At 61.2% G+C, this 26512-nt stretch carries 27 protein-coding genes; 22 read left to right on the top strand and 5 right to left on the bottom strand.

What is annotated here, in order from left to right:
* Nucleotides 1-3: 3 nt before the first annotated feature.
* The 4 genes from V9T28_RS08370 to uxaC all read right to left on the bottom strand — a co-directional run bounded on the left by V9T28_RS08370 (nucleotide 4) and on the right by uxaC (nucleotide 4580).
* The gene (locus V9T28_RS08370) at nucleotides 4-717 is read right to left on the bottom strand and encodes an ABC transporter ATP-binding protein (protein ID WP_116398546.1); all 714 of its coding nucleotides are present in this window, start codon (nucleotides 715-717) and stop codon (nucleotides 4-6) included.
* Nucleotides 710-1432, bottom strand: a complete 723-nt coding sequence (locus V9T28_RS08375) for an ABC transporter ATP-binding protein (RefSeq protein ID WP_445242164.1) — start codon at nucleotides 1430-1432, stop codon at nucleotides 710-712. Before V9T28_RS08375 ends, V9T28_RS08370 begins: the two co-directional genes overlap by 8 nt.
* A gap of 217 nt (nucleotides 1433-1649) precedes the next feature.
* Complete coding sequence (locus V9T28_RS08380) at nucleotides 1650-3134, bottom strand: mannitol dehydrogenase family protein (protein ID WP_116398547.1); 1485 nt, start codon at nucleotides 3132-3134, stop codon at nucleotides 1650-1652.
* A 12-nt stretch (nucleotides 3135-3146) separates the two neighbouring features.
* The gene (gene uxaC, locus V9T28_RS08385) at nucleotides 3147-4580 is read right to left on the bottom strand and encodes a glucuronate isomerase (protein WP_116398548.1); all 1434 of its coding nucleotides are present in this window, start codon (nucleotides 4578-4580) and stop codon (nucleotides 3147-3149) included.
* A 118-nt stretch (nucleotides 4581-4698) separates the two neighbouring features.
* On the opposite strand from uxaC, the gene V9T28_RS08390 reads away from it, so the two are divergent.
* The 16 genes from V9T28_RS08390 (at nucleotide 4699) to V9T28_RS08465 (ending at nucleotide 20943) form a co-directional block, all read left to right on the top strand.
* On the top strand, nucleotides 4699-5418 hold the full coding sequence (locus tag V9T28_RS08390) for a FadR/GntR family transcriptional regulator (protein ID WP_116398549.1): 720 nt from the start codon (nucleotides 4699-4701) through the stop codon (nucleotides 5416-5418).
* 35 nt (nucleotides 5419-5453) lie between these two features.
* Nucleotides 5454-6638: an extracellular solute-binding protein gene (locus V9T28_RS08395; RefSeq protein WP_116398550.1), complete on the top strand. Its 1185-nt coding sequence runs from the start codon at nucleotides 5454-5456 to the stop codon at nucleotides 6636-6638.
* 62 nt (nucleotides 6639-6700) lie between these two features.
* Nucleotides 6701-7762 (top strand): ABC transporter ATP-binding protein, encoded by a 1062-nt coding sequence (locus V9T28_RS08400; RefSeq protein WP_116398551.1) that lies wholly within the window; start codon nucleotides 6701-6703, stop codon nucleotides 7760-7762.
* The gene (locus V9T28_RS08405) at nucleotides 7759-8640 is read left to right on the top strand and encodes an ABC transporter permease (RefSeq protein WP_116398552.1); all 882 of its coding nucleotides are present in this window, start codon (nucleotides 7759-7761) and stop codon (nucleotides 8638-8640) included. Before V9T28_RS08400 ends, V9T28_RS08405 begins: the two co-directional genes overlap by 4 nt.
* A gap of 13 nt (nucleotides 8641-8653) precedes the next feature.
* Entirely contained in the window at nucleotides 8654-9481 is an 828-nt protein-coding gene (locus V9T28_RS08410) for an ABC transporter permease (protein WP_116399760.1), read from the top strand.
* Between the two features lie 96 nt (nucleotides 9482-9577).
* On the top strand, nucleotides 9578-11278 hold the full coding sequence (gene ade, locus V9T28_RS08415; protein WP_116399761.1) for an adenine deaminase: 1701 nt from the start codon (nucleotides 9578-9580) through the stop codon (nucleotides 11276-11278).
* A 169-nt stretch (nucleotides 11279-11447) separates the two neighbouring features.
* Nucleotides 11448-12002 carry a hypothetical protein gene (locus V9T28_RS08420; RefSeq protein WP_158554665.1) on the top strand — a complete coding sequence of 185 codons (555 nt, stop codon included), beginning with the start codon at nucleotides 11448-11450 and terminating at the stop codon, nucleotides 12000-12002.
* Nucleotides 12003-12196: 194 nt separating this feature from the next.
* Nucleotides 12197-13486, top strand: coding sequence for a serine hydroxymethyltransferase (gene glyA, locus V9T28_RS08425; RefSeq protein WP_116398553.1), 1290 nt, complete (start codon nucleotides 12197-12199; stop codon nucleotides 13484-13486).
* A 12-nt stretch (nucleotides 13487-13498) separates the two neighbouring features.
* Complete coding sequence (gene nrdR / locus V9T28_RS08430; protein WP_116398554.1) at nucleotides 13499-13969, top strand: transcriptional regulator NrdR; 471 nt, start codon at nucleotides 13499-13501, stop codon at nucleotides 13967-13969.
* Entirely contained in the window at nucleotides 13966-15078 is a 1113-nt protein-coding gene (gene ribD / locus V9T28_RS08435) for a bifunctional diaminohydroxyphosphoribosylaminopyrimidine deaminase/5-amino-6-(5-phosphoribosylamino)uracil reductase RibD (RefSeq protein ID WP_245423819.1), read from the top strand. The genes nrdR and ribD overlap by 4 nt, the downstream gene beginning before the upstream one ends.
* A gap of 1 nt (nucleotide 15079) precedes the next feature.
* Entirely contained in the window at nucleotides 15080-15688 is a 609-nt protein-coding gene (locus tag V9T28_RS08440) for a riboflavin synthase (RefSeq protein WP_116398556.1), read from the top strand.
* A gap of 128 nt (nucleotides 15689-15816) precedes the next feature.
* Nucleotides 15817-16308 carry a 6,7-dimethyl-8-ribityllumazine synthase gene (ribH, locus tag V9T28_RS08445; RefSeq protein ID WP_116398557.1) on the top strand — a complete coding sequence of 164 codons (492 nt, stop codon included), beginning with the start codon at nucleotides 15817-15819 and terminating at the stop codon, nucleotides 16306-16308.
* Nucleotides 16305-16778 carry a transcription antitermination factor NusB gene (gene nusB, locus V9T28_RS08450; RefSeq protein WP_116398558.1) on the top strand — a complete coding sequence of 158 codons (474 nt, stop codon included), beginning with the start codon at nucleotides 16305-16307 and terminating at the stop codon, nucleotides 16776-16778. The genes ribH and nusB overlap by 4 nt, the downstream gene beginning before the upstream one ends.
* A gap of 219 nt (nucleotides 16779-16997) precedes the next feature.
* Complete coding sequence (gene thiL, locus V9T28_RS08455) at nucleotides 16998-17987, top strand: thiamine-phosphate kinase (protein WP_245423821.1); 990 nt, start codon at nucleotides 16998-17000, stop codon at nucleotides 17985-17987.
* A 176-nt stretch (nucleotides 17988-18163) separates the two neighbouring features.
* On the top strand, nucleotides 18164-18640 hold the full coding sequence (locus tag V9T28_RS08460) for an MGMT family protein (protein ID WP_199499915.1): 477 nt from the start codon (nucleotides 18164-18166) through the stop codon (nucleotides 18638-18640).
* Between the two features lie 170 nt (nucleotides 18641-18810).
* On the top strand, nucleotides 18811-20943 hold the full coding sequence (locus V9T28_RS08465; RefSeq protein ID WP_116398559.1) for a sodium-translocating pyrophosphatase: 2133 nt from the start codon (nucleotides 18811-18813) through the stop codon (nucleotides 20941-20943).
* Nucleotides 20944-21123: 180 nt separating this feature from the next.
* On the opposite strand, the gene V9T28_RS08470 is transcribed toward V9T28_RS08465, so the two are convergent.
* Nucleotides 21124-21606: an outer membrane protein assembly factor BamE gene (locus tag V9T28_RS08470; protein ID WP_245423823.1), complete on the bottom strand. Its 483-nt coding sequence runs from the start codon at nucleotides 21604-21606 to the stop codon at nucleotides 21124-21126.
* Nucleotides 21607-21750: 144 nt separating this feature from the next.
* Between V9T28_RS08470 and V9T28_RS08475 the strand changes: the two genes are divergently transcribed.
* The 6 genes from V9T28_RS08475 to V9T28_RS08500 all read left to right on the top strand — a co-directional run bounded on the left by V9T28_RS08475 (nucleotide 21751) and on the right by V9T28_RS08500 (nucleotide 26495).
* The gene (locus tag V9T28_RS08475; RefSeq protein WP_245423824.1) at nucleotides 21751-22269 is read left to right on the top strand and encodes a ubiquinol-cytochrome C chaperone family protein; all 519 of its coding nucleotides are present in this window, start codon (nucleotides 21751-21753) and stop codon (nucleotides 22267-22269) included.
* Between the two features lie 15 nt (nucleotides 22270-22284).
* On the top strand, nucleotides 22285-22869 hold the full coding sequence (locus tag V9T28_RS08480; protein ID WP_116398560.1) for a YceD family protein: 585 nt from the start codon (nucleotides 22285-22287) through the stop codon (nucleotides 22867-22869).
* A 134-nt stretch (nucleotides 22870-23003) separates the two neighbouring features.
* Nucleotides 23004-24059, top strand: coding sequence for a phosphate acyltransferase PlsX (plsX, locus tag V9T28_RS08485; protein ID WP_116398561.1), 1056 nt, complete (start codon nucleotides 23004-23006; stop codon nucleotides 24057-24059).
* A gap of 37 nt (nucleotides 24060-24096) precedes the next feature.
* On the top strand, nucleotides 24097-25092 hold the full coding sequence (locus tag V9T28_RS08490) for a beta-ketoacyl-ACP synthase III (protein ID WP_116398562.1): 996 nt from the start codon (nucleotides 24097-24099) through the stop codon (nucleotides 25090-25092).
* A gap of 103 nt (nucleotides 25093-25195) precedes the next feature.
* Nucleotides 25196-25534: an integration host factor subunit alpha gene (locus V9T28_RS08495; protein WP_116398563.1), complete on the top strand. Its 339-nt coding sequence runs from the start codon at nucleotides 25196-25198 to the stop codon at nucleotides 25532-25534.
* Nucleotides 25535-25919: 385 nt separating this feature from the next.
* Complete coding sequence (locus tag V9T28_RS08500; protein WP_116398565.1) at nucleotides 25920-26495, top strand: MerR family transcriptional regulator; 576 nt, start codon at nucleotides 25920-25922, stop codon at nucleotides 26493-26495.
* The last annotated feature ends 17 nt before the right edge of the window (nucleotides 26496-26512 follow it).

The raw sequence follows: 26512 nt of genomic DNA on the forward strand, positions 1-26512 counted from the left end.
TATTCAAACGCCGAGATAGACATGCAACTTATCCATATTCGCGCCGAGGTCCGCGGCGGCGAATTCGTCGATGATGTGGCCGTGTTCCATGACGTAGAAGCGGTCGGCGAGTTTCGAGGCCCAGCGGAAATTCTGCTCGACCAGAAGGATCGTGAAGCCTTCCTGCTTCAAGCGCTGGATGGTGCGGCCGATCTGCTCGATGATCACGGGCGCGAGCCCTTCGGTCGGCTCATCCAGCATCAAGAATTTCGCGCCCGTGCGCAGAATGCGCGCGATCGCCAGCATCTGCTGCTCGCCGCCCGAAAGCTTGGTGCCCGGCGCGCTCAGCCGCTCCTTGAGATTGGGGAAAAGGTCGAAAATCTGCTCGACCGTCAGGCCGCCATCGGCAATCTTTGGGGGTAGCAGCAAATTCTCGCGCACATTGAGGCTCGCGAAAATACCGCGCTCTTCCGGGCAGAGCGCGATCCCGGCGCGGGCGATCCGGTCGGACGAAAGACCAATCGTCTCTCGGCCGTCGAAAATCACCGAGCCGCTGCGTTTCGTAACGATGCCCATGATCGATTTCAGCGTCGTCGTCTTGCCAGCGCCGTTGCGGCCAAGCAAGGTGACGACTTCGCCCGCGCCGACATTGAACGTCACGCCGTGCAGGATATGGGATTCGCCATACCACGCCTGCAATCCGTTGACATTCAGGCGATGACTGGTGCGGTCAAGCATGGCCGGCTCCCAGGTAAGCCTGCTGGACTTGGGGATTCTGCGAGACTTTAGCGTAGTCGCCCTCGGCCAGGATCTGGCCGCGCGTCAGCACCGTGATCGTGTGCGAGAGATTGGACACGACATTGAGATTGTGTTCCACCATCAGCACGGTGCGGTTGGCGGCAATCCGCTTGATCAGCGCGGCGATTCGGTCGATGTCCTCGTGACCCATGCCGGCCATTGGTTCGTCGAGCAACAGCATTTCGGGGTCGAGCGCCAAGGTCGTTGCGATTTCGAGCGCCCGCTTGCGGCCGTAAGGCATTTCGACCGCATGCGTGTCGACGAAATTGGTCAATCCGACATCGTCCAAGAGTTCGCGCGCGCGGCCGTCATATTGCCGCAGCAGCGCTTTCGAACGCCAGAAATCGAAGGAATCGCCGCGTGCCTTCTGCAAAGCGATCCGCACGTTCTCGAGCCCCGTCAGATGGGGGAAAACCGCCGAGATCTGAAACGATCGGACCAGCCCGAGACGTGCGACATCGGCGGGCTTGGTCAAGGTAATGTCGCGGCCCTTATACATGATACGGCCGCGCGTCGGGTTCAGAAACTTGGTGAGCAGGTTGAAACAGGTGGTCTTGCCGGCGCCGTTCGGGCCGATCAGAGCATGGATCGTGCCGCGCCGCACGGTGAGGTTCACGTCCTTGACGGCGGTGAACGCACCGAACTGCTTGGTCATCCCCTCAGTTACAAGAATTGCGTCTCCGTCCACGCGAAGTTCCACCCTGACATATCTTTGTGCTGATTTTGCATTGCTCCCATGCTAACGGCTTCGCGGCATCGGGCGCAAGCCTGGCCGCGCCGATTTTCTGAAGCCATTCTGTGTAACGGTCCCCTTGATGGGGTATCGTCTCGGGCGACGGCAAGGGCTCGCCCGACGCCGAACGAGCGGCCCGTCAAAGGTCGGCCGCAAGCTTTTTGACGGCGTTCTTTGCCCCCATTTGCATCAGGCCGGCCAGGGCCCAGGTAACGGCGTCGACGAACCGCGGATCCTTGATGAAATCGTGCCCGAAAATCATGTCCATCTGCAAAAGAGCGTAAGCCAGTTTTTCCGGGTCATTCTCTGCCGTTGCCGCCCGCTCCCGCAGTTTGTCGGCGAGCGGGTCGCGGACATCGATCGGCTGGTCGATTTCATCGGTGCCGCTCACGTAACGCATCCAGGCCGCGATGCCGAGCGCGAGGCGAGGGAACGCAATGTCTTTCGCCAGACATTCGCGGATAGTGCCGAGCCAGCGCTGCGGAATTTTCTGCGAACCATCCATGGCGATTTGCCACGTGCGATGTTTGAGCGCCGGATTATGAAAGCGTTGGATCAGCGCGCTCTTATAGGCCTCGACATCCGCGCCTGGCGGCGCAGCCAGAACAGGCGAAACTTCCGCGTCCATCAATCCGCGTATGAAGCGTGCAAAATGCCGATCGCTCATGGTGTCAGCGACGGTTTCGTAGCCCGCAAGATAGCCAAGATAAGCGATACAGGAATGCGAGCCGTTCAGCAGACGCAATTTCATCAGCTCGTACGGCGCGACGTCCCGGGTGAACTCCGCGCCCAAAAGGCCCCAATCGGGCCGGCCTTGTGGGAAATGGTCTTCGATCACCCATTGGGTAAAGGGCTCCGTCATCACGGGCCATGCGTCGCGCAGGCCGAGCTGATCGGTGATGCGCGTCCGGTCGTCATCGGTGGTCGCCGGAACGATTCGGTCGACCATCGTACAGGGGAAGGCCACGTGTTCGGCGATGAAAGCTGCAAGATCGGCGTCGAGCAATTCGGCGAAACGCGTCACCACTCGGCGCACCGTCTTGCCGTTCGCCGGAAGATTGTCGCAGCACAGAACGGTGAAGGGTGGAATGCCGGCCGAGCGGCGTTTCGCCAACGCCGAGACGATGAAACCCGGCGCGCTTTTCGGCTCCAGATGCTGGTTGAGATCGTGGACGATATCGGGGTGATCCTCGCGCAACGTGCCGGTTGCCGGGTCGTGGCAATAGCCTTTTTCCGTCACGGTCAATGACACGATTTTAACCGACGGATTGGCCATTGCGGCGACGACGCCGCAGGGATCTTCCGGCGCCACCACAACGTCGCGGACCGCGCCGATGACCTGCGGGCGATCGCCCTTGGCGTCGCGGATGCTCAAGGTGTAGAGACCATCCTGTGGGTGCAACGCGTCGCGCGTATCGGGCGAGCGCAGGCTGACGCCGAGAATGCCCCAGCGCAAATCGCCAGCCTGAAGAGCCGCCTCGGTATAGGCGGCCTGATGGGCGCGGTGGAATGCGCCGATGCCGAGATGCACGATGCCGGTGCTGAGCGCAGCGCGGTCATAGGTCGGCACGATCACGTGCGGCGGCAAGTCGGGCAGGGCGGTTTGACGGAGACTGTGGGTCATAGGCATTCGTTCTTAGAGTTTGTAGGCGTCCTTGGCGAGGCGATAGGCGAGATCATGCGCGACCTCGAATGCTTCGTCCTCGTCCATGCGGTGGCTGCTCACGAGATCGGCAAGATAGGCGCAATCGACCCGCCGCGCCACATCGTGCCGCGCCGGTATGGAGAGATAGGCGCGCGTGTCGTCGTTGAAGCCGACAGTATTGTAGAACCCCGCCGTTTCCGTCGTCAGTTCGCGCAGGCGGCGCATGCCTTCGGGCGAGTCGTAGAACCACCAGGCAGGGCCGAGGCGCAGCGCCGGATAATGGCCGGCGAGCGGCGCGAGTTCGCGCGAATAGCTCGTCTCGTCGAGGGTGAAGAGAATGATCGTGAGTTTCGTCTCGTTGCCGAACCGGTCGAGCAGCGGCTTGAGCGCATGGACGTAATCGGTGCGCGTCGGAATATCGGCCCCCATGTCGCGGCCGAACTTCGTGAAGAGTGCTGCGTTGTGATTGCGTGACGAGCCGGGGTGAATCTGAAGCACCAGCCCGTCGTCCATGCTCATCGCCGCCATTTCGGTGAGCATCTGGCCGCGGAACAGATCCGCTTCCTCCGGCGTACACTCGCCGCGCAAGGCTTTGGCGAAAAGCGACTCGGCTTCCGCATTCGTCAAATCGGCGGTGCGGGCGGTTGCGTGGCCATGGTCGCTCGATGTCGCGCCGTAGCTCTTGAAAAAGGCGCGGCGCTGGCGATGCGCTGCGAGATAACCTTGCCAGTTCGAGGTGTCGCAAGCAGTGATCTCGCCGAACCGCAGGACATTCGCCCGAAACCCTTCGAATTCGGGATCGACGACCGGGTCGGGCCGGTAAGCGGTGACCACTTTGCCCTTCCAGCTACTCGCTCGGATGGCTTCATGCGATTTGAGCGGATCGAGCGGGCTTTCGGTTGTCGCGATCGCCTCGATATTGAAGCGTTCGAACAGCGCACGCGGACGGAACTCGGGTAGCGCCAGCCGCTCGGCAATGCGGTCGTAATAGACGTCGGCCGTCGCGGCGCTGAGGCGCGTATCGAGGTCGAACAAAGTTGCGAAAGCATGATCGAGCCAAAGCCGTGTCGGCGTGCCGCGGAAGAGATGATAATGGTTCGCGAAAATGCGCCAGATCTTGCGTGGATCGCTCTCTACCGGCGCTTTGTCGGTGCGCTTGATGCCAAGCGATTCAAGCGGAATGCCCTGACTGTAGAGCATGCGGAAGATGTAATGGTCCGGCACGACGAACAGCTTGGCAGGATCGGGAAACGGCTTATTTTCGGCATACCAGGACGGATCGGTGTGGCCGTGCGGCGAAATGATCGGCAGGTCCTTCACGCTCGCGTAGAGCGCTCGCGCAATGGCGCGGCTGGTCGGATCGGCGGGGAACAGGCGGTCACGGTGAATGAGCGGATTGGTGTCGGTCTTCGCGCCTGAACTCACGGCGTTTCTCCCTATTCTTATCGTTTGGTCAGGCCACCTTGCCACTTGATTGTTTGAAAGGCAATGCTATGGTCCTTTACAGGCGCATAAAGAATAAGAATGCCGATGGGATGGAAGAATGCCGTTTCAGGCCGTTGCTTCGCAAAGATTGTTCCAGCAGGTCGCCGACCAGATCGCCGGTCTGATCCGCTCGGGCGAATTGGCGCCCGGCACGCGCCTGCCGGCTGAGCGTGATCTGTCGAAAAAACTCGGCGTGAGCCGGCCTATCGTGCGCGAAGCGATGATTGCCCTGGAGCTTTCCGGCCTTGTTGAGGTCCGGACCGGCACGGGCGCCTATGTCTGCGCGAAATCCGCCCGTTCGACAGAGCTGCGCGACGTGGGCCCGAGCGCGCTTGAGTTGCTGGCGGCACGGCGCGTGATTGAGGGCGAAATTGCCGCCTGTGCCGCGATTGCCGCCAAGGATAAGGATATCGAGCGGCTTGACGAGGCGCTCGCCTGGTACCGGCGCGAATATTTGAAGGGCGAGGATTGTTACGAGGCTGACCGCGCCTTTCACATTGGCCTCGCGGAAGCGACCGGAAATGCGGTGTTCGTGCACATTGTCGAGCAATTCTGGGGCGACATGCGGGGGCCGATTTTCAATCGGCTCGGCGAACTCACTAAGAATAACGCCAAGCTTCGCACGAATATGTCCGATCACGAGAACATTCGGAACGCGGTGGCGCAGCATGATGTGGACGGCGCACGGCGCACGATGCAGGCGCATATCGCCAATGTGGAGGTCTATTTTTTTGACGGTTTGGGTAAGCAGGGCAAAACGCGGCGCAAAACGGAATGAGCCTGGAAACAGAGTCAGAGCTAAGGGAGGAATGAATGAATTCGTCGATGACGCGCCGCGCGATGCTCGGCACCGGAGCTGGCCTTGCGGCGCTCGGAGTGTCGCGCGCACTCGCGCAAGTGCCAAGCCTGCCTTCCTCGCCCGTCGCGTTGAATGTGGTCGATGTCGCGGGCAATTTGGCGCTGACGCAGAAGGCGATCCAGAATTACGCCAAAGCCAAGCCGAATCTCGTTTCGAAATTCAATTTCCTTAAGGCGCCGGCGCCGGAATTGCCGGGTAAGATCAAGGCGCAGCAGGATGCCAATCGCGTCGACATCGATCTCGTGCTGACAGGAACGGACGCGCTCTCCGCCGGGCTCGAGCAAAAACTCTGGGTCGAGCTTCTTCCGGCTTTTGCGAGCGCGTTGCCCAAGCTTGACGACATTCTTCTGCCGCCCGCCGCCAAAATGCAGGGGCTCGCACAAGGCGCCGGGGTGATCGTATCTTATTACCCGTCTGGGCCGCTGCTCGAATATGCACCAGAGCGGATCAAAACGCCGCCGACGACGGCCGAGGAATTGCTGAGCTACACCAAGGCCAATCCGAACCGGTTCTTTTATGCGCGTCCCGCCAATTCCGGACCGGGTCGCACCTTCTTGATGGGGCTGCCTTATATCCTGGGCGACAAAGATCCCAAGGATCCGGCGAGCGGCTGGGAAAAGACCTGGGCCTATCTCAAAGCGCTGGGCGAGAATATCGAATATTATCCCACGGGCACAGGCGCAACCATGAAGGAACTTGGCGAAGGCTCGCGCGACATGATCGTTTCGACCACCGGCTGGGACATCAATCCGCGCGTGCTTGGCGTCGTGCCGGAAAGCGCCGCGGTTGCGACGCTCAAAGGTTTCCACTGGGTGACCGATGCGCATTATATGTGCGTGCCAAAAGGGCTCGCGCCGGAGAAGCTGGCGGTGCTTTTGGATTTGATGAATTTCCTGCTGCAGCCGGCGCAGCAGGCCTATACATATGATCAAGGCTATTTCTATCCCGGCCCGGCCGTGAAGGGCGTGACGCTTGCGATGGCGCCGCAGGAAAGCCAGGATGCGATCAAGCAATTTGGCCGCCCCGAATATGAAAAACTGATCGCCGACAACCCGACCGAGCTTCCGCTTGATCCCGACAAGATGGTGCAGGCCTTCCAGATCTGGGATCAGCAGATCGGCGCACAAAAAACGAAATGACATGGTGTCGGGGCATATTGGTCCCGGCTTCGTAAGGACAATTCTTCTTCGCAGGTCGTTTCATGCCGCCTCATCAATCGTTCAAGACGCTGAAGCTCGATCGTGTTGCGCGGGATTTCGGCGCGATGAACGCTTTGAAGGATCTGACGGTGAGCGTCGAGCGCGGTGAATTTGTCGCGTTGCTAGGCCCGTCCGGCTGCGGCAAATCGACGGCGCTCAATTGTATCGCAGGCTTGCTACCGACCACGCGCGGTTCGATTTGGCTCGATGACAAAAGGATCGACACGCTAGGGCCGGAAGAGCGCGGTTTTGGCATGGTCTTTCAGAATTACGCGCTGTTTCCGCATGTGAACGTGCGCGACAATGTGGGCTTCGGTCTCAAGATGCGCGGCATCACGGGTGAAGCCGCCGCGAAACGCATCGATGCCGCGCTTGCGACCGTGCGTCTCGCCAATCAGGCGCACAAGCTGCCGGGTCAATTGTCCGGCGGTCAGCAGCAGCGGGTTGCCATTGCGCGTGCGATTGTCATCGAACCGCCGCTGGTGCTGATGGACGAGCCGCTGTCCAATCTCGACGCCAAATTGCGTCTCGAAATGCGGCAGGAAATTCGGCGTATTCATGCCGGCCTCGGATCGATCACGATCTATGTCACACACGATCAGGATGAGGCGCTGTCGCTGGCCGATCGCATCATTGTATTGCGCGATGGTGAAATCCGGCAGATCGGCGCGCCCGAGGAACTTTACAAAAGACCGGTGAAATTGGATGTCGCCGAATTCATGGGCTTTCGCAATCGCATCGTCGGCAAAGTGATCGCGCATAGCGGCAATCAGGTGACGCTCGACATCGGCGGCGCATTTCTGTCCGGCGTTGCCGGCGAGGAGATTGTCGGTGCTATGGGCGTTGCGGCAATCCGGCCTGAAAACCTCGTTGCGAGCGGTCTCGGCCTCGCGGCGACCGTGGACATTTGCGAGTATCGCGGTCACGGCTTTTTTGGTTCGGCCAAGGGGCCGAATGGCAGCGAACTCTATTTCAGTTCCGTCGCACGGGTGATGCCGCGCGAGGAAATCCACCTTGCAGCCGCGCCGGAGAACGTGCTGATTTTCAACGGTGCGGCGCCATGAGCGCGCTAAGCGCATTGTCTCTGCGTGCGCGGCTCGCCGCTCGCGGCGTCGATGGCATTACGTTGCTTGTCGCGCCAGCGGCCCTGTTCCTGCTCGCGCTCTTCGTCTATCCGTTTCTCTATGGTCTGTGGTTGTCGTTTCATCCCAAAGACGGTTCGACGTTCAGCAATTACGTCAAATTCTTTTCCGACCCTTTCTATTTCGATACGATCGGCAAGACGCTACTGCTGGCGCTTCCCGTCACGTTGGTCAATCTTCTCGCGGCCATTCCCGTCGCCTTTCGCGTGCGCCTGATGCACCATCAGCGGCTGCTCACCACGATACTCGTGTTGCCGATCACGCTCGGAACCGTCCTGGTGGCGGAAGGATTGCTCAATTATCTGGGGCCGCAGGGCTGGTTCAACCGCCTCTTCGTGCTTTTGGGCCTCGGACCGGTCAAGCTTGTGCACAATTATTGGGGCGTGTTTCTCTCGCTCGTCATCACCGGCTTTCCCTTCACGTTCCTTTTAACCTTGTCCTACGTGACCGGCATCGATCCGGCCTTGGAAAATGCTGCCAAGACGCTCGGCGCCCGCCCGGCGGCGCGTTTCCGTCATATCTTCCTACCGCTGCTGCTGCCGGGCCTTGCCGTCACCTTCTGTTTGAGTTTCGTTCAGGCCTTTTCGGTCTATCCGTCGGCTGTCATGCTCGGTGCGCCCGCGGGCCCGACCCGGGTGATCACGATTCCGGCCTATGAGGCGGCAACCGAGTCCTTCGATTATTCCATGGCTTCGGCCATCGCGATGATCATGGGGGCGATATTGCTCGTCATCGTCGCGGGTGTTCTTGCGATGCGGTCGCTGGTCTATCGCGGGCCGGCGGGCGGCGGAAAGGGGTGAGGCCGTGAGCGGTATTTCCCGTCCCGTATCGGAGCGCCTGTGGGCAACCGCAGTCTGGGTGCTCACCGGCTTCTTCGTCGTCAACCTGCTGGCGCTAATCGCCGCGGTTCTCGTGAGTTCGTTTTCGACCCGTTGGCTCGGCACTTGGCTGCCGGCCGGCTGGACCACTAAATGGTATTCCTCGGCTTGGGACGAGTTTCAGCTCGACCAGGTTCTCGTCACGACATTCGAAGTCGTCCTTGGCGTCGTCGTTCTGGCGGCGCTCCTCGGCGTGCCTGCTGCCTACGCCCTGGCGCGGCGCGAATTTCCCGGCAAGCGATTGCTGATGCTGTTGTTCCTGTTGCCGCTGCTGATCCCGCCCGTGACCTACGGCATTCCGCTGACGGGCGTTCTCTATCAAGTGGGGCTCGGCTCGACCCTGGCCGGGGTGATCCTCGCCAATCTCGTTCCGGCGTTGCCCTTCGTGATTCTCGTGATGATTCCATTCATCGAGCAGATCGATCCGCGGATCGAAGCGGCAGCCCGGGTTTTCGGCGCGGGCACGGGAAGCCTTTTCCGCCATGTTCTGATTCCGCTGCTGATGCCTGGCGTCCTGGCCGCTTTGCTCCTCGTGCTGGTGCGCACGATCGCCATGTTCGAACTTACCTTCCTGGTGGCGGGCGCCGACAGCCAGACGCTGGTCGTCTCGCTCTACGATGCTGTGACCGCGGCGGGGGTACGCGCGCAGCAATCGGTTGATGCCATGGCCGTCATCTATATGCTGACGACATTGGTCTGGCTGGTCATTGCCCTGCGCTTCGTCAACCCGACCCAAATGGTCACGCGCACCAAGCGAAGCTGAACGCCGCTGCATTTTGCCATTATCAACCGACGTCGTTCCTTGCTAAGCTGACCACGGATCAATTTACGCGAGGTAAGACTCTTGGACCAGCGCGACATGCAGCAATTCCTCAAATCCGCCATCGCCCAGGGGCGCGGCACTGAAGCAGCCGATCTTGTGTTGAAGGGCGGCAGGATTTTCGATCTCGTCACCGGTGATATGCTCGAAGGCGATATCGCCATCTGCGGCGACCGCATCGTCGGCACCTGTGCGACCTACACCGGAAAAAACGAGATCGACGTGTCCGGCTGTACGATCGTACCGGGATTCATCGATACGCATCTGCATGTGGAATCGTCGCTCGTCACGCCGTTCGAATTCGACCGCTGCATCCTGCCGCGCGGCATCACGACGGCGATTTGCGATCCGCATGAAATCGCCAACGTGCTGGGCGCCGACGGTATCAAATATTTTCTCGACGCCTCGTTGCGCACCGTGATCGATCTTTACGTGCAGCTTTCGAGCTGCGTGCCGGCGACGCATCTGGAGACATCGGGCGCTGTGCTCGAAATCGCCGATCTGTTGCCCTTCGCCCAGCATCCGAAAGTCATCGGCCTCGCCGAATTCATGAATTTTCCCGGCGTGCTTTTCGCCGATCCGAAGGTGCTCGCCAAACTCGCGGCGTTTCAGGGCGGCCACATCGACGGGCACGCGCCGCTGGTGCGCGGCAAGGATTTGAACGGTTATCTCGCGGCTGGCATCCGCACCGATCACGAAACGACGACCGCAGATGAGGCGTTGGAAAAGCTGCGCAAGGGCATGCATATCCTCATCCGCGAAGGCTCGGTGTCGAAGGATTTGCATGCGCTTCTGCCCATTCTCACCGAGCGCAACTCGCCATATCTGTGCCTCTGCACGGACGACCGCAATCCGCTCGACATCGCCGAGGAGGGCCATATCGATCACATGATCCGCGAGGCGATCGCGCGTGGCGCGCCGCCGCTCGCGGCCTATCGCGCCGCTTCCGTCTCGGCGGCGCGGGCCTTCGGCCTGAAGGACCGTGGGCTGGTCGCGCCGGGTTATCGCGCCGATCTCGTCATTCTCGATCACCTCGAAACCTGCAAGGTCCGCAACGTTCTCTCGCGCGGGAGACTTGTCGATGACGCTCTATTTGCCGCGCGCGAGATCATTCCGCCGGTCGGGCGCGACAGCGTCAAGGCGCGCCGGGTGACGGCGGCGGATTTTGCCGCCAGGGGGAGGGGGGCGGAAACGCCCGTCATCGGCGTCGTCCCCGGCAAGATCATCACCGAACATCTCACTATGAATTTACCCATTGTTGACGGCATGCGGCAGGTCGATCTCGACCAGGATGCGGTCAAGGTGGCCGTCGTCGCGCGGCATGGCAAGAACGACAATATCGGCATCGGCTTCGTACACGGCTTTGGCATGAAACGCGGCGCGATCGCCTCTTCGGTCGGGCACGACAGCCACAACATTTGCGTGGTCGGCGCGGACGAGGCCGATATGGCGGTGGCGGTCAATCGCCTCGTCGAGATCGAGGGCGGCTTTGCCGTTGCGGACGGCGGCAAAGTAACGGCCGAACTCGCGCTGCCGGTCGCGGGGCTGATGAGCCTGGAGCCGTTCGAGGCTGTGCACGACAAGCTGGTGCATTTGCGCGCCGCCGCCAAGGCGCTCGGCGTCGTCCTGCCGGAACCGTTCCTGCAAGTCGCCTTTTTGCCATTGCCTGTCATCCCGCATTTGAAAATCAGCGATATGGGAATGGTTGACGTGGACAAATTCGCACTGCTTGAGGATTGATGCAGGCGTCTTCGTTCAGAAGGCATTCAGCCGGTGGTGCTTACAAAGATCAGGAAAGTGGTCGAAAGCGGATTGACGAAGCAATTTGTTTCGACGACTTTTTGCCCAGGCAAGTAAGGGCTCTCGGGAGGGCTGCCTCGCCTGCGATATTCTTAGAGGGGTGTTTGCAATGAATACGTTCAAAATTGCATTGAGCTCAGCCGCCTTGGCCGCAATTATTGGTTTTGCCGCGACAGGCGGCGCCAACGCCGAAAGCAAGACCGCGTGCCGCGATCAATGGCGGGCGATGAAAGCCAATGGCACATTGAATCCGCCGAACTTGAAGCAAAAGGATTATGTGGCGACCTGTTCGGCCGGTGGTGCGGCGGCGCCTGCACCCGCACAGGCTCCGGCCCCGGCGGCGCCCGCACCGCAACAGCAGGCCGCTCCGGCCCCCGCGGCACCGGCACCTGCAGCGCCGGCCCCCGCCAAGCCGTCGTTCTGGAACAAGACTAAGCCCGCGCAGGCACCGACTGCCGCTCCGGCTGCGCCGGTTCAGACCGGCAATGCTGGGTTCCCCCGTGCCGTTGACCCGCAATTCGCGAGCTTTCCGCCCGAGCAGCAACGCATCAAGACCTGTGGAGCACAGTGGAAAGTCAACAAGTCCAATGGTCAAACCGGCGGTTTGAAGTGGCCGCAATATTGGAGCCAGTGCAATAAGGTGCTGAAAGGCGAACAACTGTAAGTCAGACCTTCGATCGATGAACGAAAAAGCCCGGCGCCGCAAGGTGCCGGGTTTTTCGGTTTTGGCAGCAAAATTTTCAAAACGCGTCGCATCCAGTGCAGCTTGGTGCGCCGCGCAGACTCATGCTAGCGAACAGCCCGCAGTTTTGGTATGGCCTGCAACGGGCGGATCGGGCCCATTTCGTGAGGATCAGCATGACGTCGCAACGCTCTCTTTCCAATTCGTTCTTTGGCGCCACTCTGGCAGAGGCCGATCCGGAGATCGCCCGGGCGATCAATCTCGAATTGGGCCGTCAACGCGACGAAATCGAATTGATCGCGTCGGAGAATATCGTTTCCAGGGCGGTGCTCGAGGCTCAAGGCTCGGTCATGACCAACAAATATGCGGAGGGCTATCCTGGCCGCCGCTATTATGGCGGTTGCCAATTTGTTGATATTGCTGAGAATCTGGCAATCGAGCGCGTCACGCGTTTGTTCGACTGCAAGTTCGCCAATGTGCAGCCGAATTCCGGCAGCCAGGCCAACCAGGCCGTGTTCATGGCGCTCATGCAGCCCGGCGACACGTTCCTGGGCCTCGACCTTGCGGCTGGCGGCCATCTCACCCACGGCTCGCCGGTCAATATGTCAGGTAAATGGTTCAAGGCGGTCAGCTACACGGTCAAGCAATCGGATCAGACCGTCGACATGGACATGGTCGAGCGTCTTGCCCATGAGCACAAGCCGAAGGTGATCGTCGCCGGGGGCTCCGCCTATTCGCGCCACTGGGATTTTGCGAAGTTCCGCCAGATCGCCGATGCGGTCGGCGCCTATTTCTTCGTCGACATGGCGCATTTTGCCGGCCTGGTCGCGGGCGGTTCGCATCCCTCGCCGTTCCCGCATGCCCACGTCGCGAGTTCGACCACCCACAAGACCCTGCGCGGCCCGCGCGGTGGCATCATCCTCACCAATGACGAAGCGCTCGCCAAGAAGATCAATTCGGCCGTTTTCCCCGGCCTGCAGGGCGGCCCGCTGATGCATGTGATTGCTGCCAAGGCGGTCGCGTTCGGCGAAGCCTTGACCGAGGATTTCAAGGCTTACGCCCATCAGGTGGTGGCGAATGCCAAGATCCTGGCCGAGACGCTCAAGGCCGGCGGGCTCGATATCGTCTCGGGCGGCACCGACAATCATCTGATGCTGGTCGATATGCGTCCGAAGAAGCTGACCGGCAAGGCGGCGGAAGCGACCCTCGGCCGCGCCCATATCACCTGCAACAAGAACGGCGTGCCGTTCGATCCGGAAAAGCCGACCATCACCTCCGGCATCCGCGTCGGCTCGCCGGCGGCGACGTCGCGTGGGTTCGGCACGGCGGAGTTCAAGGAAGTGGCCGATTTGATCGTCGAAACGCTGGACGGCCTTGCCAAGAACGGCGAGGACAATACAAAGGTTGAGGAAAGCGTGAAGGCACGGGTGCATGCACTGACCAAGCGCTTCCCGATCTATGCCTAATGGAAAACACGGATGCGATGCCCTTATTGCGGCAGCCTTGATACCCAGGTGAAGGATTCGCGGCCGGCGGAAGATTCGGCCTCGATCCGCCGCCGCCGCGTCTGCCCGGACTGCGGCGGCCGGTTCACCACCTTTGAGCGCGTGCAATTGCGCGAGCTCCATGTGATGAAAAAGTCGGGCCGCCGCGTGCCGTTCGACCGCGATAAACTGCAACGCTCCGTGCAGATCGCCTTGCGCAAGCGCCCCGTCGAGCCCGAGCGGATCGAACGGTTGGTCAGCGGCATCGTGCGGCAATTGGAGAGCATGGGCGAGGCCGACGTCACCTCGGACCAAATCGGCGAACTGGTGATGGAGGCGCTCAAGGGGGTCGACCACGTCGCCTATGTGCGCTTTGCCTCGGTCTATCGGGATTTCGGCGACATGCAGGATTTCGGGGCATTCATCGGCGAATTGTCCCGCGAGCCGTCCGAGGGGGCGGTGTGAGTTCGTCTGATCCGGATGTACGGTTCATGGCTGCGGCGCTCAACCTGGGCCGGCGCGGCCTTGGACAGACGTCGCCCAATCCGGCGGTCGGTGCGCTTGTCGTGAAGGACGGCGTGATCGTCGGCCGCGGTTTCACCCAACCGGCGCGCGGCCCCCATGCCGAGGCGGAGGCTATCCGTGACGCGGGCAATGCGGCGCGCGGCGCGACCCTTTATGTCACGCTGGAGCCTTGCAATCACGATCATGGCCACGCGCGCGCGTGCACGCAACTTATCATCGAGGCCGGTCTCGTGCGGGTCGTCTCGGCGATCGAGGATCCTGACAAAAGGGTTGCAGGGTCAGGGCACCAGTGCCTGCGGGACGCGGGACTCGAAGTCGTCGCGGGGGTCTTGGCCGAAGAGGCGCGCCGGGCCAATCTGGGCCACATTTTGCGGGTGACCGAAGGGCGGCCGATGTTGACGCTGAAACTCGCGCAGACCGCCGACCTTTATGCCGCAGGGGCCGATGACGATCCAAGATTGATGATCACCGGCGAAGCGGCGAATGCCTATGTCCATGTCGTCCGCGCGATGCACGACGCCATTCTGGTCGGCATCGGCACCGTTTTAGCCGACGACCCGCAGATGAACGTGCGGCTCGCGGGCATGGACGGCAAGAAGCTCCTGCGCGTCGTCCTCGACACGCATTTGCGCATGCCGCTGGCTGCGCGGTTGATTGCCTCAGTCCATGAGGCGCCGGTTTTGATTGTCGCGGGAGCTGATGCCTCTGTCGAAGCCGAAGCAAGACTCAAGGACGCGGGAGCTGACGTGATGCGCGTGTCGTCCGGCTCGTGCGGCCTCGACTTGTCCGCGGTTCTGAAGGCTTTGGCGCAACGGCGCCTGACACGCGTTTTCAGCGAGGGCGGGCCGCGGGTGGGCGCGGCGCTGATCGAACAGGGATTCGCCGACGAGGTTGGCCTGTTCACCTCGCCCAAAAGGCTTGAGCGCCAGGGGTATCCGGCATTAAGCGCCACCGCGCGCGCGATCCTTGCCGATCCGGCGCGCTACCGAGCCGCGGAACATCACATGATCGGCGCCGACCGGCTCGATCTCTACCATCGGATAGTTTGACATGTTTACTGGACTTGTTTCGGACCTGGGTGAAGTTGTCTCGGTCGAGACTTTGGGGGACTTGAAACGGATTCGTATCGCCTGCCAGTATGAGGCGCATACGATCGCTCTTGGCGCCTCGATCGCCTGTTCCGGCCCCTGTCTGACCGCGGTCGAGATCGGCACGTCAGGCAACCGCACCTTCTTTGATGTCGATGCCGCGGCGGAAACCTTGGCGCGCACCACGGTTGGCGCATGGAGGCCGGGCCGGCGGATCAATCTGGAACGCTCGTTGAAGATCGGCGACGAACTCGGCGGTCATCTTGTCTCCGGCCACGTGGACGGGGTCGCTGAAATCGTCAGCCGCCGCGACTTCGACGGCATGGCGCATTTCGAGATCCGCGCTCCGAAGGAGCTGGCAAAATTCATCGCCGAGAAGGGCTCGGTGGCACTCGATGGCACCTCGCTGACCGTCAACGGCGTCGAGAACGACGTTTTTACGGTGCTCATCATCCCGCATACTTTGGCGGTCACGACATGGGGTGGCTATAAGACCGGCGACAAGCTCAACATCGAAGTCGATCAGATGGCACGCTATGCCGCGCGGCTGATCGAGGCGAAAGAGAGCTGATCGTTCCGCGCGGCGACCGCCGATCTCCCGTCCTGCCGGAACTTGTGCAACTCCTATAACGCTTGCTCTTGCGGCGCTGCCGGGCTAGTCAATCGCCCAACAACCCCTTGATCAGAGCAATATGTGTTATGGCTGAACCGCAACGTGTCCAAACGCCGGTCGAACCCCTTCCGGGCGTCCGCATCCTCATTGTCGAAGCTCGTTTCTATGATGCGCTCGGCGAGGCGCTCCTGACCGGCGCCCGCCAGGCGATCGAGGCGGCGCAAGGAACCGCGGACGTGCTGACCGTACCGGGCGCCCTCGAAATTCCCTCCACCGTCGCCATCGCGCTCGATGCGGCGGAGCAACGCGGCAAACCTTACGATGGCGTCGTCGTTCTGGGCTGCATCGTTCGCGGCGAGACCTATCATTTTGAAATCGTTGCGAATGAGAGCTCGCGCGGGGTGATGGGCTTGAGCATCGCGCGCCGCATCCCGATCGGAAACGGCATTCTCACCGTCGAGAACGATGAACAGGCCTGGGCCCGCGCCGACGTCAAGAGAGGCGATAAGGGCGGCGATGCGGCACGGGCGGCGCTTGCAGTCCTGCGCATCAAGCGCAAATTGGGCGCACACGCATGAGCGCGTTGAACCGGTCTGCCGCGCGCCTCGCCGCTGTCCAGGCGCTGTACCAGATGGACGTCACCGGCAAGGACATCAACGAAAGCCTTGCCGAATTCGAAACCCATTGGATTGCCGCCGAAATCGAGGGCGAACAATATCACCAGGCGGAACTCGCGCTGTTTCGCGACGTGGTGCGCGGTGTTCTCGATTTGCAGCGGCCGATCGACCGGATGATCGACGACACGCTGGAGAACGGCTGGCCACTGAGACGGATCGAAGCCGTGTTGCGTGCCGCCTTCCGCGCGGCGACCTATGAATTGATGAAGCGGAGCGACATTCCGGCGCGCGTGGTGATCAAGGAATATGTCGACGTTGCCGCGGCCTTCTTCGAACGCGAAGAGGCGGGCATGGCCAATGCGGTGCTCGATCTGATCGCGCGGCAATTGCGCAGCGGCGAGTTCGACCAGGATATCGCGCGGCGCGGGTGATTGACCAGGCCGGCGCGTGCCATCGCATCCATGCGCCGGCGCCGCGATCTTTCCGGTAAGACCTTAGAAATTCAGGAGGATTCGGAGCGGTCTTGCTTCGATCTGCCGGCCCCTGTTAGGGGCCTCGGCGCAATTATCCACTATTGCCTAACTTTCTCCCCCAATGGGTGTTCTGTCTCCGTGATACGGTTGAACGCTTCGTACCTGTGGGGTGAGTCGGTGTCGCTGAGTGAAGATGATCTGATTGCCAAATATTTTGCCCCGATCGCCGGACCGGGTTCGCTCGATCTGCGCGACGATGCGGCGCTGCTGAAACCGCCGGCGGGGCACGACGTGATCCTGACCACCGATGCGCTCGTGGCCGGGGTGCATTTTTTTGCCGACGACCCGCCAGAGAAGATTGCGCGCAAGGCGCTGCGGGTGAATCTGTCCGACTTGGCCGCAAAGGCGGGAGAGCCGACAGGCTTTTTGCTCACCCTTGCCTTGCCGCCCGATTGGACCGAGGAGTGGCTCGCGGGTTTCGCCAGGGGCCTTGCCGAAGATAGCGCGGATTTCAAATTTCCGCTGCTCGGCGGCGACACGGTGCGCACGCCCGGCCCCCTCACCATTTCGGTCACGGCCCTGGGCTATGCGCTGCGGGGCTGGATCGTGCCGCGCACCGGCGCCAAGCCTGGCGACAAGATCTATGTCACCGGCACGATCGGCGATGCGGCGCTGGGCGTGCGCGTGCGGCAAAAGGCCGAAGCGGACCGGGCCTGGATCGATGCTTTGCCGCTGGAATTCTGTGCGCATCTTCTCGACCGCTATTTGCTGCCGCAACCGCGGGTCGGGCTGCGCAAGGTTTTGCGCGCCGAGGCACATGGCGGCATGGATGTCTCGGATGGCCTGATCGGCGATGTCACCAAAATGATGAAAGCCTCAGGTACCGGCGGACGGATCGAGCTCGCGCGAATCCCACTCTCGCCAGCGGTTCGTGCCGCCATTGCTTCAGACGGTGATTTGTTCGAGGCGGTGATCACGGGCGGCGATGACTATGAGGTGTTGGCCGCCGTCGCGCCGACCCGCGCAGCCGCATTCGAAAGCAGTGCCCGCGCGGCGGGGATCGCCGTGACGCAAATCGGCGAGGTGCTGGAGGCGGGGGCTGTCACCTGCGTCGAGTCGAACGGCCGCGTGAGGGTGTTTGCGCAGAAATCATTCAGCCATTTCTGACCAGTTAGCACGCTGGTAAATATAGGGAATCGTAGTGGTGCCAAGGTAGGCCGGCGGACGTGGTTGCTGCTTTGGTGTGCAGTGAACCCAGCGAAGCCGCCGTATCCTGGTGACGTCGAATGTCACTTGCTGCCAATATGTTGCCTTGCCTGATGGGTGGGCACGGGGGCCAGGTGATGAAAACGTGGCGCGAGAAGCTTCTGTCCTTGCCGCAAGACACCAGAATCATCCCGATTCCACCAAAGATGCGCGGCAGGCTGGGCGAGGGGATGATGGTGGTGCCGTCCGCGCGCGCCGTCGAGGCGGCTCTCCGGACGATTCGCAGAGGCCGTCTGGCAACAGCGCGCGAAATCGCGCAAACGCTTGCCGGGCAATATGAAACGACCGTCGGCTGCGTCGTGACGACTGGCATTGTTGCCGCAATCATTGCCCAAGCCGCGGATGAAGAGGAGCGGATGGGCGCAAAGCGAATTACGCCCTATTGGCGAATGCTGAAACAGGACGGGGAACTGAATCTGAAATATCCTGGCGGCCTCGCGAATTTGCGGACAAGATTAGAGGCCGAGGGGCACATCATTGTCGAGCGCGGCAGGCGTTTCTTTATTGAAGACTACGCCAAGAGACTTATCAAGCCACCACGGCGCAGGATTTAAGCCGTCGAGGCCGCCCATTTCTTTTCCGCAAACCGCGTTGCCTTAAAGGGGGCTTTCTTGCAAGATGCCGCCCGGTTCGCCGGCCCTGTACGCGAACAAAGGCATTCGCACCCAGCGAAGCCAGTGGCCGGAAGATGCCTTGAGGAAAGTTAACCAGGGGCTGCAGACACATGAATCCACTTTGGCTGATTATTTTGGGTGGGCTTTTGTCCATCGTGTACGGTGTCGTCACCATCATGCAGGTGATGGCAGCCGACGCCGGGTCCAAACGCATGCAGGAAATTTCCGGCGCGGTGGCGGAAGGGGCGCAGGCCTATCTCAAGCGGCAATATACGACCATCGGCATGGTCGGCGTAGTGATTTTCGTCGGTCTTGGCCTTTTGCTGGGGTGGAAAGTCGGGATCGGATTCCTGGTCGGCGCCATTCTTTCGGGCATGGCGGGCTTCATTGGCATGAACGTGTCGGTGCGCGCCAATGTGCGTACCGCGCAAGCGGCGGCACAGTCGCTGGCAAGCGGTCTCGATATCGCCTTCAAATCCGGCGCGGTGACCGGCATGCTGGTGGCCGGCCTCGCGCTGCTAGGTGTCTCGGTCTATTACGCCTATCTCACCGAAGTCCTCGGCCTTGCGACCGGTGATCGCGAAGTTATCGATTCGTTGGTCGCGCTCGGATTCGGGGCATCTCTGATCTCGATCTTCGCGCGTCTCGGTGGCGGCATCTTCACCAAGGGCGCCGACGTCGGCGCCGACCTCGTCGGCAAGGTGGAAGCTGGCATCCCCGAGGACGACCCACGCAATCCGGCGACGATCGCGGACAATGTCGGCGACAACGTCGGCGATTGCGCGGGCATGGCGGCGGACCTGTTCGAGACCTATGCGGTGACGGTGGTCGCCACCATGGTCCTGGCCTCTATCTTTTTTGCCGGCCAGCCGGGGCTGACGAATGCCATGCTCTATCCGTTGGCGATTTGCGCGACCTGCATCGTGACCTCGATTATCGGCACCTATTTCGTGAAACTGGGCAGCAACGGCTCGATCATGGGCGCGCTCTATAAGGGCCTGATCGCGACGGGCGTCCTGTCGGTCGCAGGTTTAGCGCTGGCGACCACCCTGATCGGCTGGGGCGAGGTCGGTACCGCCAATGGTGTGGCGATCCACGGTACGAGCCTGTTCGTCTGTGGCTTGGTCGGTCTCCTGGTGACCGGTCTGATCGTCTGGATCACCGAATATTATACCGGCACCGGCAAACGCCCGGTCGTGTCGATCGCCCAGGCGTCGGTGACCGGACACGGCACCAACGTCATCCAGGGCCTCGCGATGTCGCTGGAAGCGACCGCTCTGCCGGCGCTGGTCATTGTGGGCGGCATCATTGCGACCTATCAGCTTGCCGGCCTGTTCGGCACGGCGGTCGCGGTAACGACCATGCTTGGCCTTGCCGGCATGATCGTCGCACTCGATGCCTTCGGCCCGGTCACGGACAATGCTGGCGGCATTGCCGAAATGGCCGGTCTGCCTAAGGAAGTGCGCCAATCGACCGATGCGCTCGACGCTGTCGGCAACACGACCAAGGCCGTGACCAAGGGTTATGCCATCGGCTCGGCTGGCCTCGGCGCCTTGGTGCTGTTTGCCGCCTATACCAATGATTTGACCGCCTTCAGCAAGGCCGGCGCCCCCTATTTCAAGGACATTGGCACCGTATCCTTTGATCTGTCCAATCCCTACGTCGTGGCTGGTCTGATCTTCGGCGGACTCATTCCCTATCTCTTCGGCGGCATTGCCATGACGGCAGTCGGGCGCGCGGCCGGATCGGTGGTGGAGGAAGTGCGCCGCCAGTTCCGCGAAAAGCCCGGCATCATGGCCGGCACCGACCGTCCGGATTACGGCCGTGCGGTCGACATGCTGACCAAGGCGGCGATCAAGGAAATGATCGTCCCGTCGCTGCTGCCGGTGCTGGCGCCGTTCGTCGCCTATTTTGGCGTGCTGCTGATCTCAGGTTCGAAAGCCAATGCCTTTGCCGCGCTCGGCGCCTCGCTGCTCGGCGTGATCGTCAACGGCCTCTTTGTCGCGATCTCCATGACCTCCGGCGGCGGTGCATGGGACAATGCCAAGAAGAGCTTCGAGGACGGGTTCGTCGATAAGGACGGGGTCAAACATTTCAAGGGATCGGAAGCGCACAAGGCCTCCGTGACCGGCGATACTGTCGGCGACCCCTATAAGGATACAGCGGGCCCTGCGGTGAATCCGGCGATCAAAATCACCAACATCGTCGCGTTGCTGCTGTTGGCGATCCTCGCCCATTCGTAGTGCCAACGGTCACGAAGAGTGACCGTTGGTTCCTTTCTTCATTTTTCGCCTTTTCAGGGCGAGTGCGAAAAATGAAGAGCTGTCCAAAGGTCGCTTCCGCGACCTTTGGTATAAAACGAACGAACAAAAAGGGCGGGAAGATTCCCGCCCTTTCAATTCATTACACTATTTCGTTAAACCTTAGCTCCACTTCAGGAAGCTGCCGAGCATATTTTTGATGAAGCTCTGGTCGCCGCCCGACGTCGGGGTGGTGCGGCTGATGAAATCGAAGACCACGCCGTCCTGCAGACCGTAATTAGCGATCCGCTCCAGCTTCCCGGTCTTGGGCGTGAAATAGACCGCAAGGACGCGCTGATCGGTGATCGTCGGGGCCGAGAACGCGAATGGCTGGTGGATGTCCTGGCTGACATAATACCACGCGTCGCCGCCGACCGTGGACGTCGTAGAGGGATCGCCAAGAAGCGCGAGCACCTGCTGCTTGGTCTGGCCGGGCTTCACCTGCGAGATCTGGCGCTCGTCCTGAATGTAGCCGCGCGGATAGTCGCCATCGTAGTGCAGGCAGCCGGTGAGCGATGCGGCCAGGACGCCGGTCAGACCCAACGCGACCAACATCCTCCGCCTGGTGGCCTTGCCCTTGACCTTCATTCCATCCGCTTGCCGCATTTCTTGTCTCCGTGGCACGTCCGTGCATGTTGCGTAAGATAGTCCGGGCTCTTAAATGGGACCTCAGCCTTGATCGCTGTGCGTAACGCCCGGATCAAGGAAAAGCAAGGCGGCACCGCCGCCCGATAAGGTACGAAGCGACGCATGATCCTCAGTTTGTTCCGGACGTCTGCCAACAAGCACGTCATTGACCGACTTCACGGCGAGATCATGGCGGCGGCCCGCAATCCCGCGCTTTATCTGGACTGTGGCGCGTTCGATACATTCGAGGGCCGGTTCGAAATTTTCACCCTTCACGCCGCCTTGGTTTTGCGCCGCTTGTCGCGGCTGCCAAGCCCCGGGCCGGAAATGGCGCAGGACCTGTCCGACGCGGTGGCGCGCCATTTCGACATCATGCTGCGCGAATTCGGCTATGCCGATGTGAGCGTCGCCAAGCGCATGAAGAAGCTGACCGGCGCCTTTCTGGGCCGTGCGCGGGCCTATGATGAAGCGCTTGGTGCGGCCGATATGAAGGTTCTGGAAGAGACGATTGGCCGCAACGCTTTGGCGGGGCAGGGCCCTGCCGCACCGTTGACGGCCTATATCCGTCGCTACAACGCCATGATCGAAGCAAGTCCGATCGAGGTTTTTTCGACCGGGCCCTTGCCCAGCGTTGCGGTATAAGACTGGAGGGAGACCATGAAACAATCGAGCGAATCCGTGCAGGAGCCCGCCTTTACCCGTCCTGTCCATGTCGATGAGATCAGGGATAGCGGCCTCAATCTCAAGATCGACGCGGATGAGGCGGAGCGCGCAGCCGTCGCGGTATCGCTCGGGCTCGAGGGGCTGGCCGCATTTTCCGCGGATCTGCGTCTGTCTCGGCTGGGCAAGAACGGGCTGCGCCTGCAAGGGGATTTGCACGCCGACGTCACCTATATTTCGGTCGTATCGCTGGAGCCGTTCGACACTCAGATCTCCGAGCCGCTCGATGCGCGCTTTGCCCCGCAGGACGACGTCGAGACGGCGCGCAAAGCCGCGGAAGCCAAGTTGAAATCTGCAATCGATTATCACGAAGGCGCGCTGGAGGACGATCCGCCGGAGCCGATCGTCAATGGCCGCATCGACCTTGGACCCTTGCTTGTCGAATTTTTGGCACTTGCGCTCGACCCTTATCCGCGCAAGCCGGGGGAGGTGTTCACCGGTGGGGCGGACGCGAGTCCGGAGGACGAATCTGAAATCTCGCCCTTCGCCGCCTTGTTAAAACCGCAATCCGGCAAAGAATGACAAGCGCAACAAATCGTGATGCTACCTCTTCAAAGGAATTTGCCTTCCCTCCCGAAGCCGCTATTGTCCGCGTCGCGCGGGGTGATTATCACGGGTTGCCAAAAACACCCTTTTGTCTGGGAGTCTCGGAGTAAATGGCCAAGGTAGTTCGCATCGCGCTCGATGCCATGGGCGGCGACCATGGACCATCCGTCGTTATTCCGGGCGCGGCGCTGGCGCTGGAGCGGCGTCCCGATCTCGAATTTCATATTTACGGCGACGAAAAGATCATCGCGCCGCTGCTTGCCCAGCACTCGGCCTTGGCCGCGAAAGCGAAGGTTTATCATACGGATGTAGCGGTCAAGATGGACGACAAGCCGAGCCAGGCGCTGCGTTCTGGCCGCCGGGTCTCGTCCATGTGGATGGCCATCGAGGCAATCAAAAACGATGTTGCCGACGCGACGGTTTCGGCCGGCAACACCGGTGCGTTGATGGCCATGTCCAAGTTCTGCCTCAACACGATGGCGCCGATCGACCGGCCGGCCATTGCGGCGCTTTGGCCCAACATCCACGGCGAATCCGTCGTATTGGACGTGGGTGCAACGATTGGCGCCGATGCCCAGCATCTCGTCGATCTTGCCATCATGGGGTCGGCGATGGCGCGGATCGTGTTCGATCTGGAAAAGCCCACGGTCGGTCTGCTCAATGTCGGTGTCGAGGAAATCAAGGGGCTCGAAGAGGTCAAGGCCGCCGGCCGGATCCTGAAGGAGACCGCCTGGAGCAATCTCGATTATCGCGGCTTCGTCGAGGGTGACGACATCGGCAAGGGCACCGTCAATGTGGTGGTTACCGAAGGGTTTACCGGCAATATCGCGTTGAAGACCGCCGAAGGCACGGCCAAGCAGATCTCGCAATATTTGCGTGACGCCATGAGCCGCAGCCTCCTCGCCAAGATCGGCTTTTTCCTCGCGCAGGGCGCGTTCAAGGCCCTCAAGGACAAGATGGACCCGCGGGCGTCGAATGGCGGCGTCTTCCTCGGGCTTGACGGCGTCGTCATCAAAAGCCATGGCGGCGCCGACGCATCCGGCTATGCCAGCGCGATCGAAATGGGCTATGACATGGTCAAGCACGAACTGCTTGGCAAGATTCGCGAATCGCTTGCTATTCCGCATGAGGGCCGCCCAGCCTTTACCGTTGACGCCGCGCAGTGAATAACGCGGCCTCCATTTCTTCAGAGCTGACGAAACAATGCCACCATCAAAAAAATCCGGAGTTCTTCGGTCCGTCGTGCGCGGAATGGGGTCGTATCTGCCGGAGCGCTGTGTCACCAACCACGACCTTGAAGCGATGGTGGAGACGACCGACGATTGGATCGTCCAGCGGACGGGCATCCGGCAAAGACATGTGGCTGCGGAGGGCGAGACGACCTCGATGCTCGGCACCAAGGCGGCGCAGGCCGCGCTTGCCGACGCGCAACTGACCGCGGCGGATATCGACCTCATCATCGTCGCCACCTCGACGCCCGACTACACGTTTCCCGCCACCGCCACGCAGATCCAGGCGGCGCTCGGCATCACCCACGGCGTGGCCTTTGATTTGCAGGCGGTTTGCTCCGGCTTCGTTTTCGCCGTGGCGACGGCGGACAAGTTCCTGCGCTCGGGGTCGCACAAGCGCGCCCTGGTGATCGGCGCCGAAACCTTTTCACGCATCCTCGACTGGCAGGACCGCACCACCTGCGTGCTGTTTGGTGACGGCGCCGGCGCGATGGTTCTGGAGGCGCAAACCAATGCCGGGACCTTGGCCGACCGCGGTGTCATCACCAGCCATTTGCGCTCGGATGGCCGGCATCGTGCCAAGCTCTATGTCGACGGCGGCCCATCCTCGACCCAGACGGTCGGCCATTTGCGCATGGAAGGCAAAGAGGTTTTCCGCCACGCCGTCGGCATGGTGACGGATGTGATCAAGGATGCCTATGCCGCGAGCGGCGCGACTTCCGACATGCTCGATTGGTTCGTGCCGCATCAGGCGAATAAACGGATCATCGATGCCTCCGCCGAAAAGTTGGGCATTTCGCCATCGAAAGTCGTGACCACGGTGCACCTGCACGGCAATACGTCCGCCGCCTCGATCCCCCTGGCGCTCACCGTCGCGCGCGAGGACGGACGGATCAAAACCGGCGACCTTGTGATGATCGAGGCGATGGGTGGCGGATTCACGTGGGGGAGTGCCTTGATTCGGTGGTGAAATCAGGGTCATATAGTGTATCTTGACATTGTGCGTGCCGGCTGCGCTGGGCTATAACCCTAGCGTATTGATTGGCTTATCAACTCGAAGAGCAGGGGCGGTCATGAGCAAGGAACAGAACGGCGCACCGACCGGAAAAACTGTCACCCGCGCGGATTTGGCTGAAGCAGTCTATCAGCGCGTCGGATTGAGCCGGATCGAATCAGCCGAACTGGTCGAAACGGTTCTGTCGGAAATTTCGCAAGTCGTCGCCCGCGGCGAAACCGTGAAGCTCTCGTCGTTCGGCTCTTTTGTCGTGCGCTCCAAGTCCGAGCGTATCGGCCGTAATCCGAAGACCGGCGTCGAAGTGCCGATCACGCCCCGCCGCGTGATGGTCTTCAAGCCGTCCAATATTCTGAAGGCCAGCATCAACGGCGAGTCCGTCGAGGGCTTGAAGGACTAGGGTCGAAACTCAATTATGGATGGTATCTGGACGCGGCCAAATTGCCCGAATGCCAGGAGATGGGCCGACGCAGGACATTCGTCCTGCTAGGACCATCGACGCCGCAGTCGGTCAATTTCGCCGCGCCGCTTCGCGGTGAGGTGAAAAATGGTCATCTGCCGCGTCGCAATGCTTGCCGGTACGGACGTACCGGCCGCGCAATGCTCCTTGCATATGACCATTTTTGACCTCATCCAGACACCATCCATAATTGAGTTTCGACCCTTGGACCTGTCGGCGCTGTTGGCCCGCCGTTTGGCTGGCGATTTTCCATCAACAGATTCGCCGATCTTCGCTATGCTCTTGTTGAACCTTAAGTGATTCTTGAAGAGAAGCGGGGTCTCGCATGGAAAAAAGCGCTGACGCATTCCGCACCATCAGCGAAGTGGCGGACGAGCTCGTCCTGCCGCAGCATGTTTTGCGCTTCTGGGAGACGCGCTTCACGCAGATCAAGCCGCTGAAACGCGGCGGCGGCCGCCGTTATTACCGCCCGGACGATGTGGAACTGCTGCGCGCGATCCGGCATCTGCTCTACGGCGAAGGCTATACGATCAAGGGCGTTCAGCGCATTTTGAAAGAGCAGGGCGCGCGGGCCGTGATCGCCTTGCGCCAGGGCGGTGCAGCGTCCTCGTCACCCTTGCCGCCCTACCGCGAGCCCGGAGTAGACATGAGGTATGATGCTGCCGGCGCACCGTCGCGTGCCGAAACGGATTTGTTCGACGCGCCGGACGAGGCGGGGGGCGAGGATCAAATCGTCCATGCGCTGCCGGACGATGACGAGCAGGAAGGCGGCTTCGAGCCGCATGGGGGGCGGATGCGGCGCGCGCGGGGTGAAATTCGCGATCTTAGGCTGAAACTCGAATCCGTTCTCGCCGATCTTGACGAATGTCAGCGCCTGCTGAACTTGGCGCGCACCCACTAAGATTGTTGAACGGTCAA

This window comes from Methylovirgula sp. 4M-Z18, from assembly GCF_037890675.1.
Lineage (GTDB): Bacteria > Pseudomonadota > Alphaproteobacteria > Rhizobiales > Beijerinckiaceae > 4M-Z18.

Coding starts and splice junctions, on each gene's coding strand:
- V9T28_RS08480 (WP_116398560.1), top strand. CDS start 22,285: ATGAAACAATCGAGCGAATCCGTGCAGGAGCCCGCCTTTACCCGTCCT.
- nrdR (WP_116398554.1), top strand. CDS start 13,499: ATGCGATGCCCTTATTGCGGCAGCCTTGATACCCAGGTGAAGGATTCG.
- ade (WP_116399761.1), top strand. CDS start 9,578: ATGCAGCAATTCCTCAAATCCGCCATCGCCCAGGGGCGCGGCACTGAA.
- V9T28_RS08405 (WP_116398552.1), top strand. CDS start 7,759: ATGAGCGCGCTAAGCGCATTGTCTCTGCGTGCGCGGCTCGCCGCTCGC.
- V9T28_RS08440 (WP_116398556.1), top strand. CDS start 15,080: ATGTTTACTGGACTTGTTTCGGACCTGGGTGAAGTTGTCTCGGTCGAG.
- V9T28_RS08475 (WP_245423824.1), top strand. CDS start 21,751: ATGATCCTCAGTTTGTTCCGGACGTCTGCCAACAAGCACGTCATTGAC.
- V9T28_RS08460 (WP_199499915.1), top strand. CDS start 18,164: ATGAAAACGTGGCGCGAGAAGCTTCTGTCCTTGCCGCAAGACACCAGA.
- V9T28_RS08420 (WP_158554665.1), top strand. CDS start 11,448: ATGAATACGTTCAAAATTGCATTGAGCTCAGCCGCCTTGGCCGCAATT.
- V9T28_RS08375 (WP_445242164.1), bottom strand. CDS start 1,432: ATGACCAAGCAGTTCGGTGCGTTCACCGCCGTCAAGGACGTGAACCTC.
- V9T28_RS08390 (WP_116398549.1), top strand. CDS start 4,699: ATGCCGTTTCAGGCCGTTGCTTCGCAAAGATTGTTCCAGCAGGTCGCC.
- ribH (WP_116398557.1), top strand. CDS start 15,817: ATGGCTGAACCGCAACGTGTCCAAACGCCGGTCGAACCCCTTCCGGGC.
- V9T28_RS08470 (WP_245423823.1), bottom strand. CDS start 21,606: ATGCGGCAAGCGGATGGAATGAAGGTCAAGGGCAAGGCCACCAGGCGG.
- V9T28_RS08465 (WP_116398559.1), top strand. CDS start 18,811: ATGAATCCACTTTGGCTGATTATTTTGGGTGGGCTTTTGTCCATCGTG.
- V9T28_RS08495 (WP_116398563.1), top strand. CDS start 25,196: ATGAGCAAGGAACAGAACGGCGCACCGACCGGAAAAACTGTCACCCGC.
- plsX (WP_116398561.1), top strand. CDS start 23,004: ATGGCCAAGGTAGTTCGCATCGCGCTCGATGCCATGGGCGGCGACCAT.
- V9T28_RS08500 (WP_116398565.1), top strand. CDS start 25,920: ATGGAAAAAAGCGCTGACGCATTCCGCACCATCAGCGAAGTGGCGGAC.
- nusB (WP_116398558.1), top strand. CDS start 16,305: ATGAGCGCGTTGAACCGGTCTGCCGCGCGCCTCGCCGCTGTCCAGGCG.
- glyA (WP_116398553.1), top strand. CDS start 12,197: ATGACGTCGCAACGCTCTCTTTCCAATTCGTTCTTTGGCGCCACTCTG.
- V9T28_RS08395 (WP_116398550.1), top strand. CDS start 5,454: ATGAATTCGTCGATGACGCGCCGCGCGATGCTCGGCACCGGAGCTGGC.
- V9T28_RS08490 (WP_116398562.1), top strand. CDS start 24,097: ATGCCACCATCAAAAAAATCCGGAGTTCTTCGGTCCGTCGTGCGCGGA.
- V9T28_RS08370 (WP_116398546.1), bottom strand. CDS start 717: ATGCTTGACCGCACCAGTCATCGCCTGAATGTCAACGGATTGCAGGCG.
- V9T28_RS08380 (WP_116398547.1), bottom strand. CDS start 3,134: ATGACCCACAGTCTCCGTCAAACCGCCCTGCCCGACTTGCCGCCGCAC.
- V9T28_RS08400 (WP_116398551.1), top strand. CDS start 6,701: ATGCCGCCTCATCAATCGTTCAAGACGCTGAAGCTCGATCGTGTTGCG.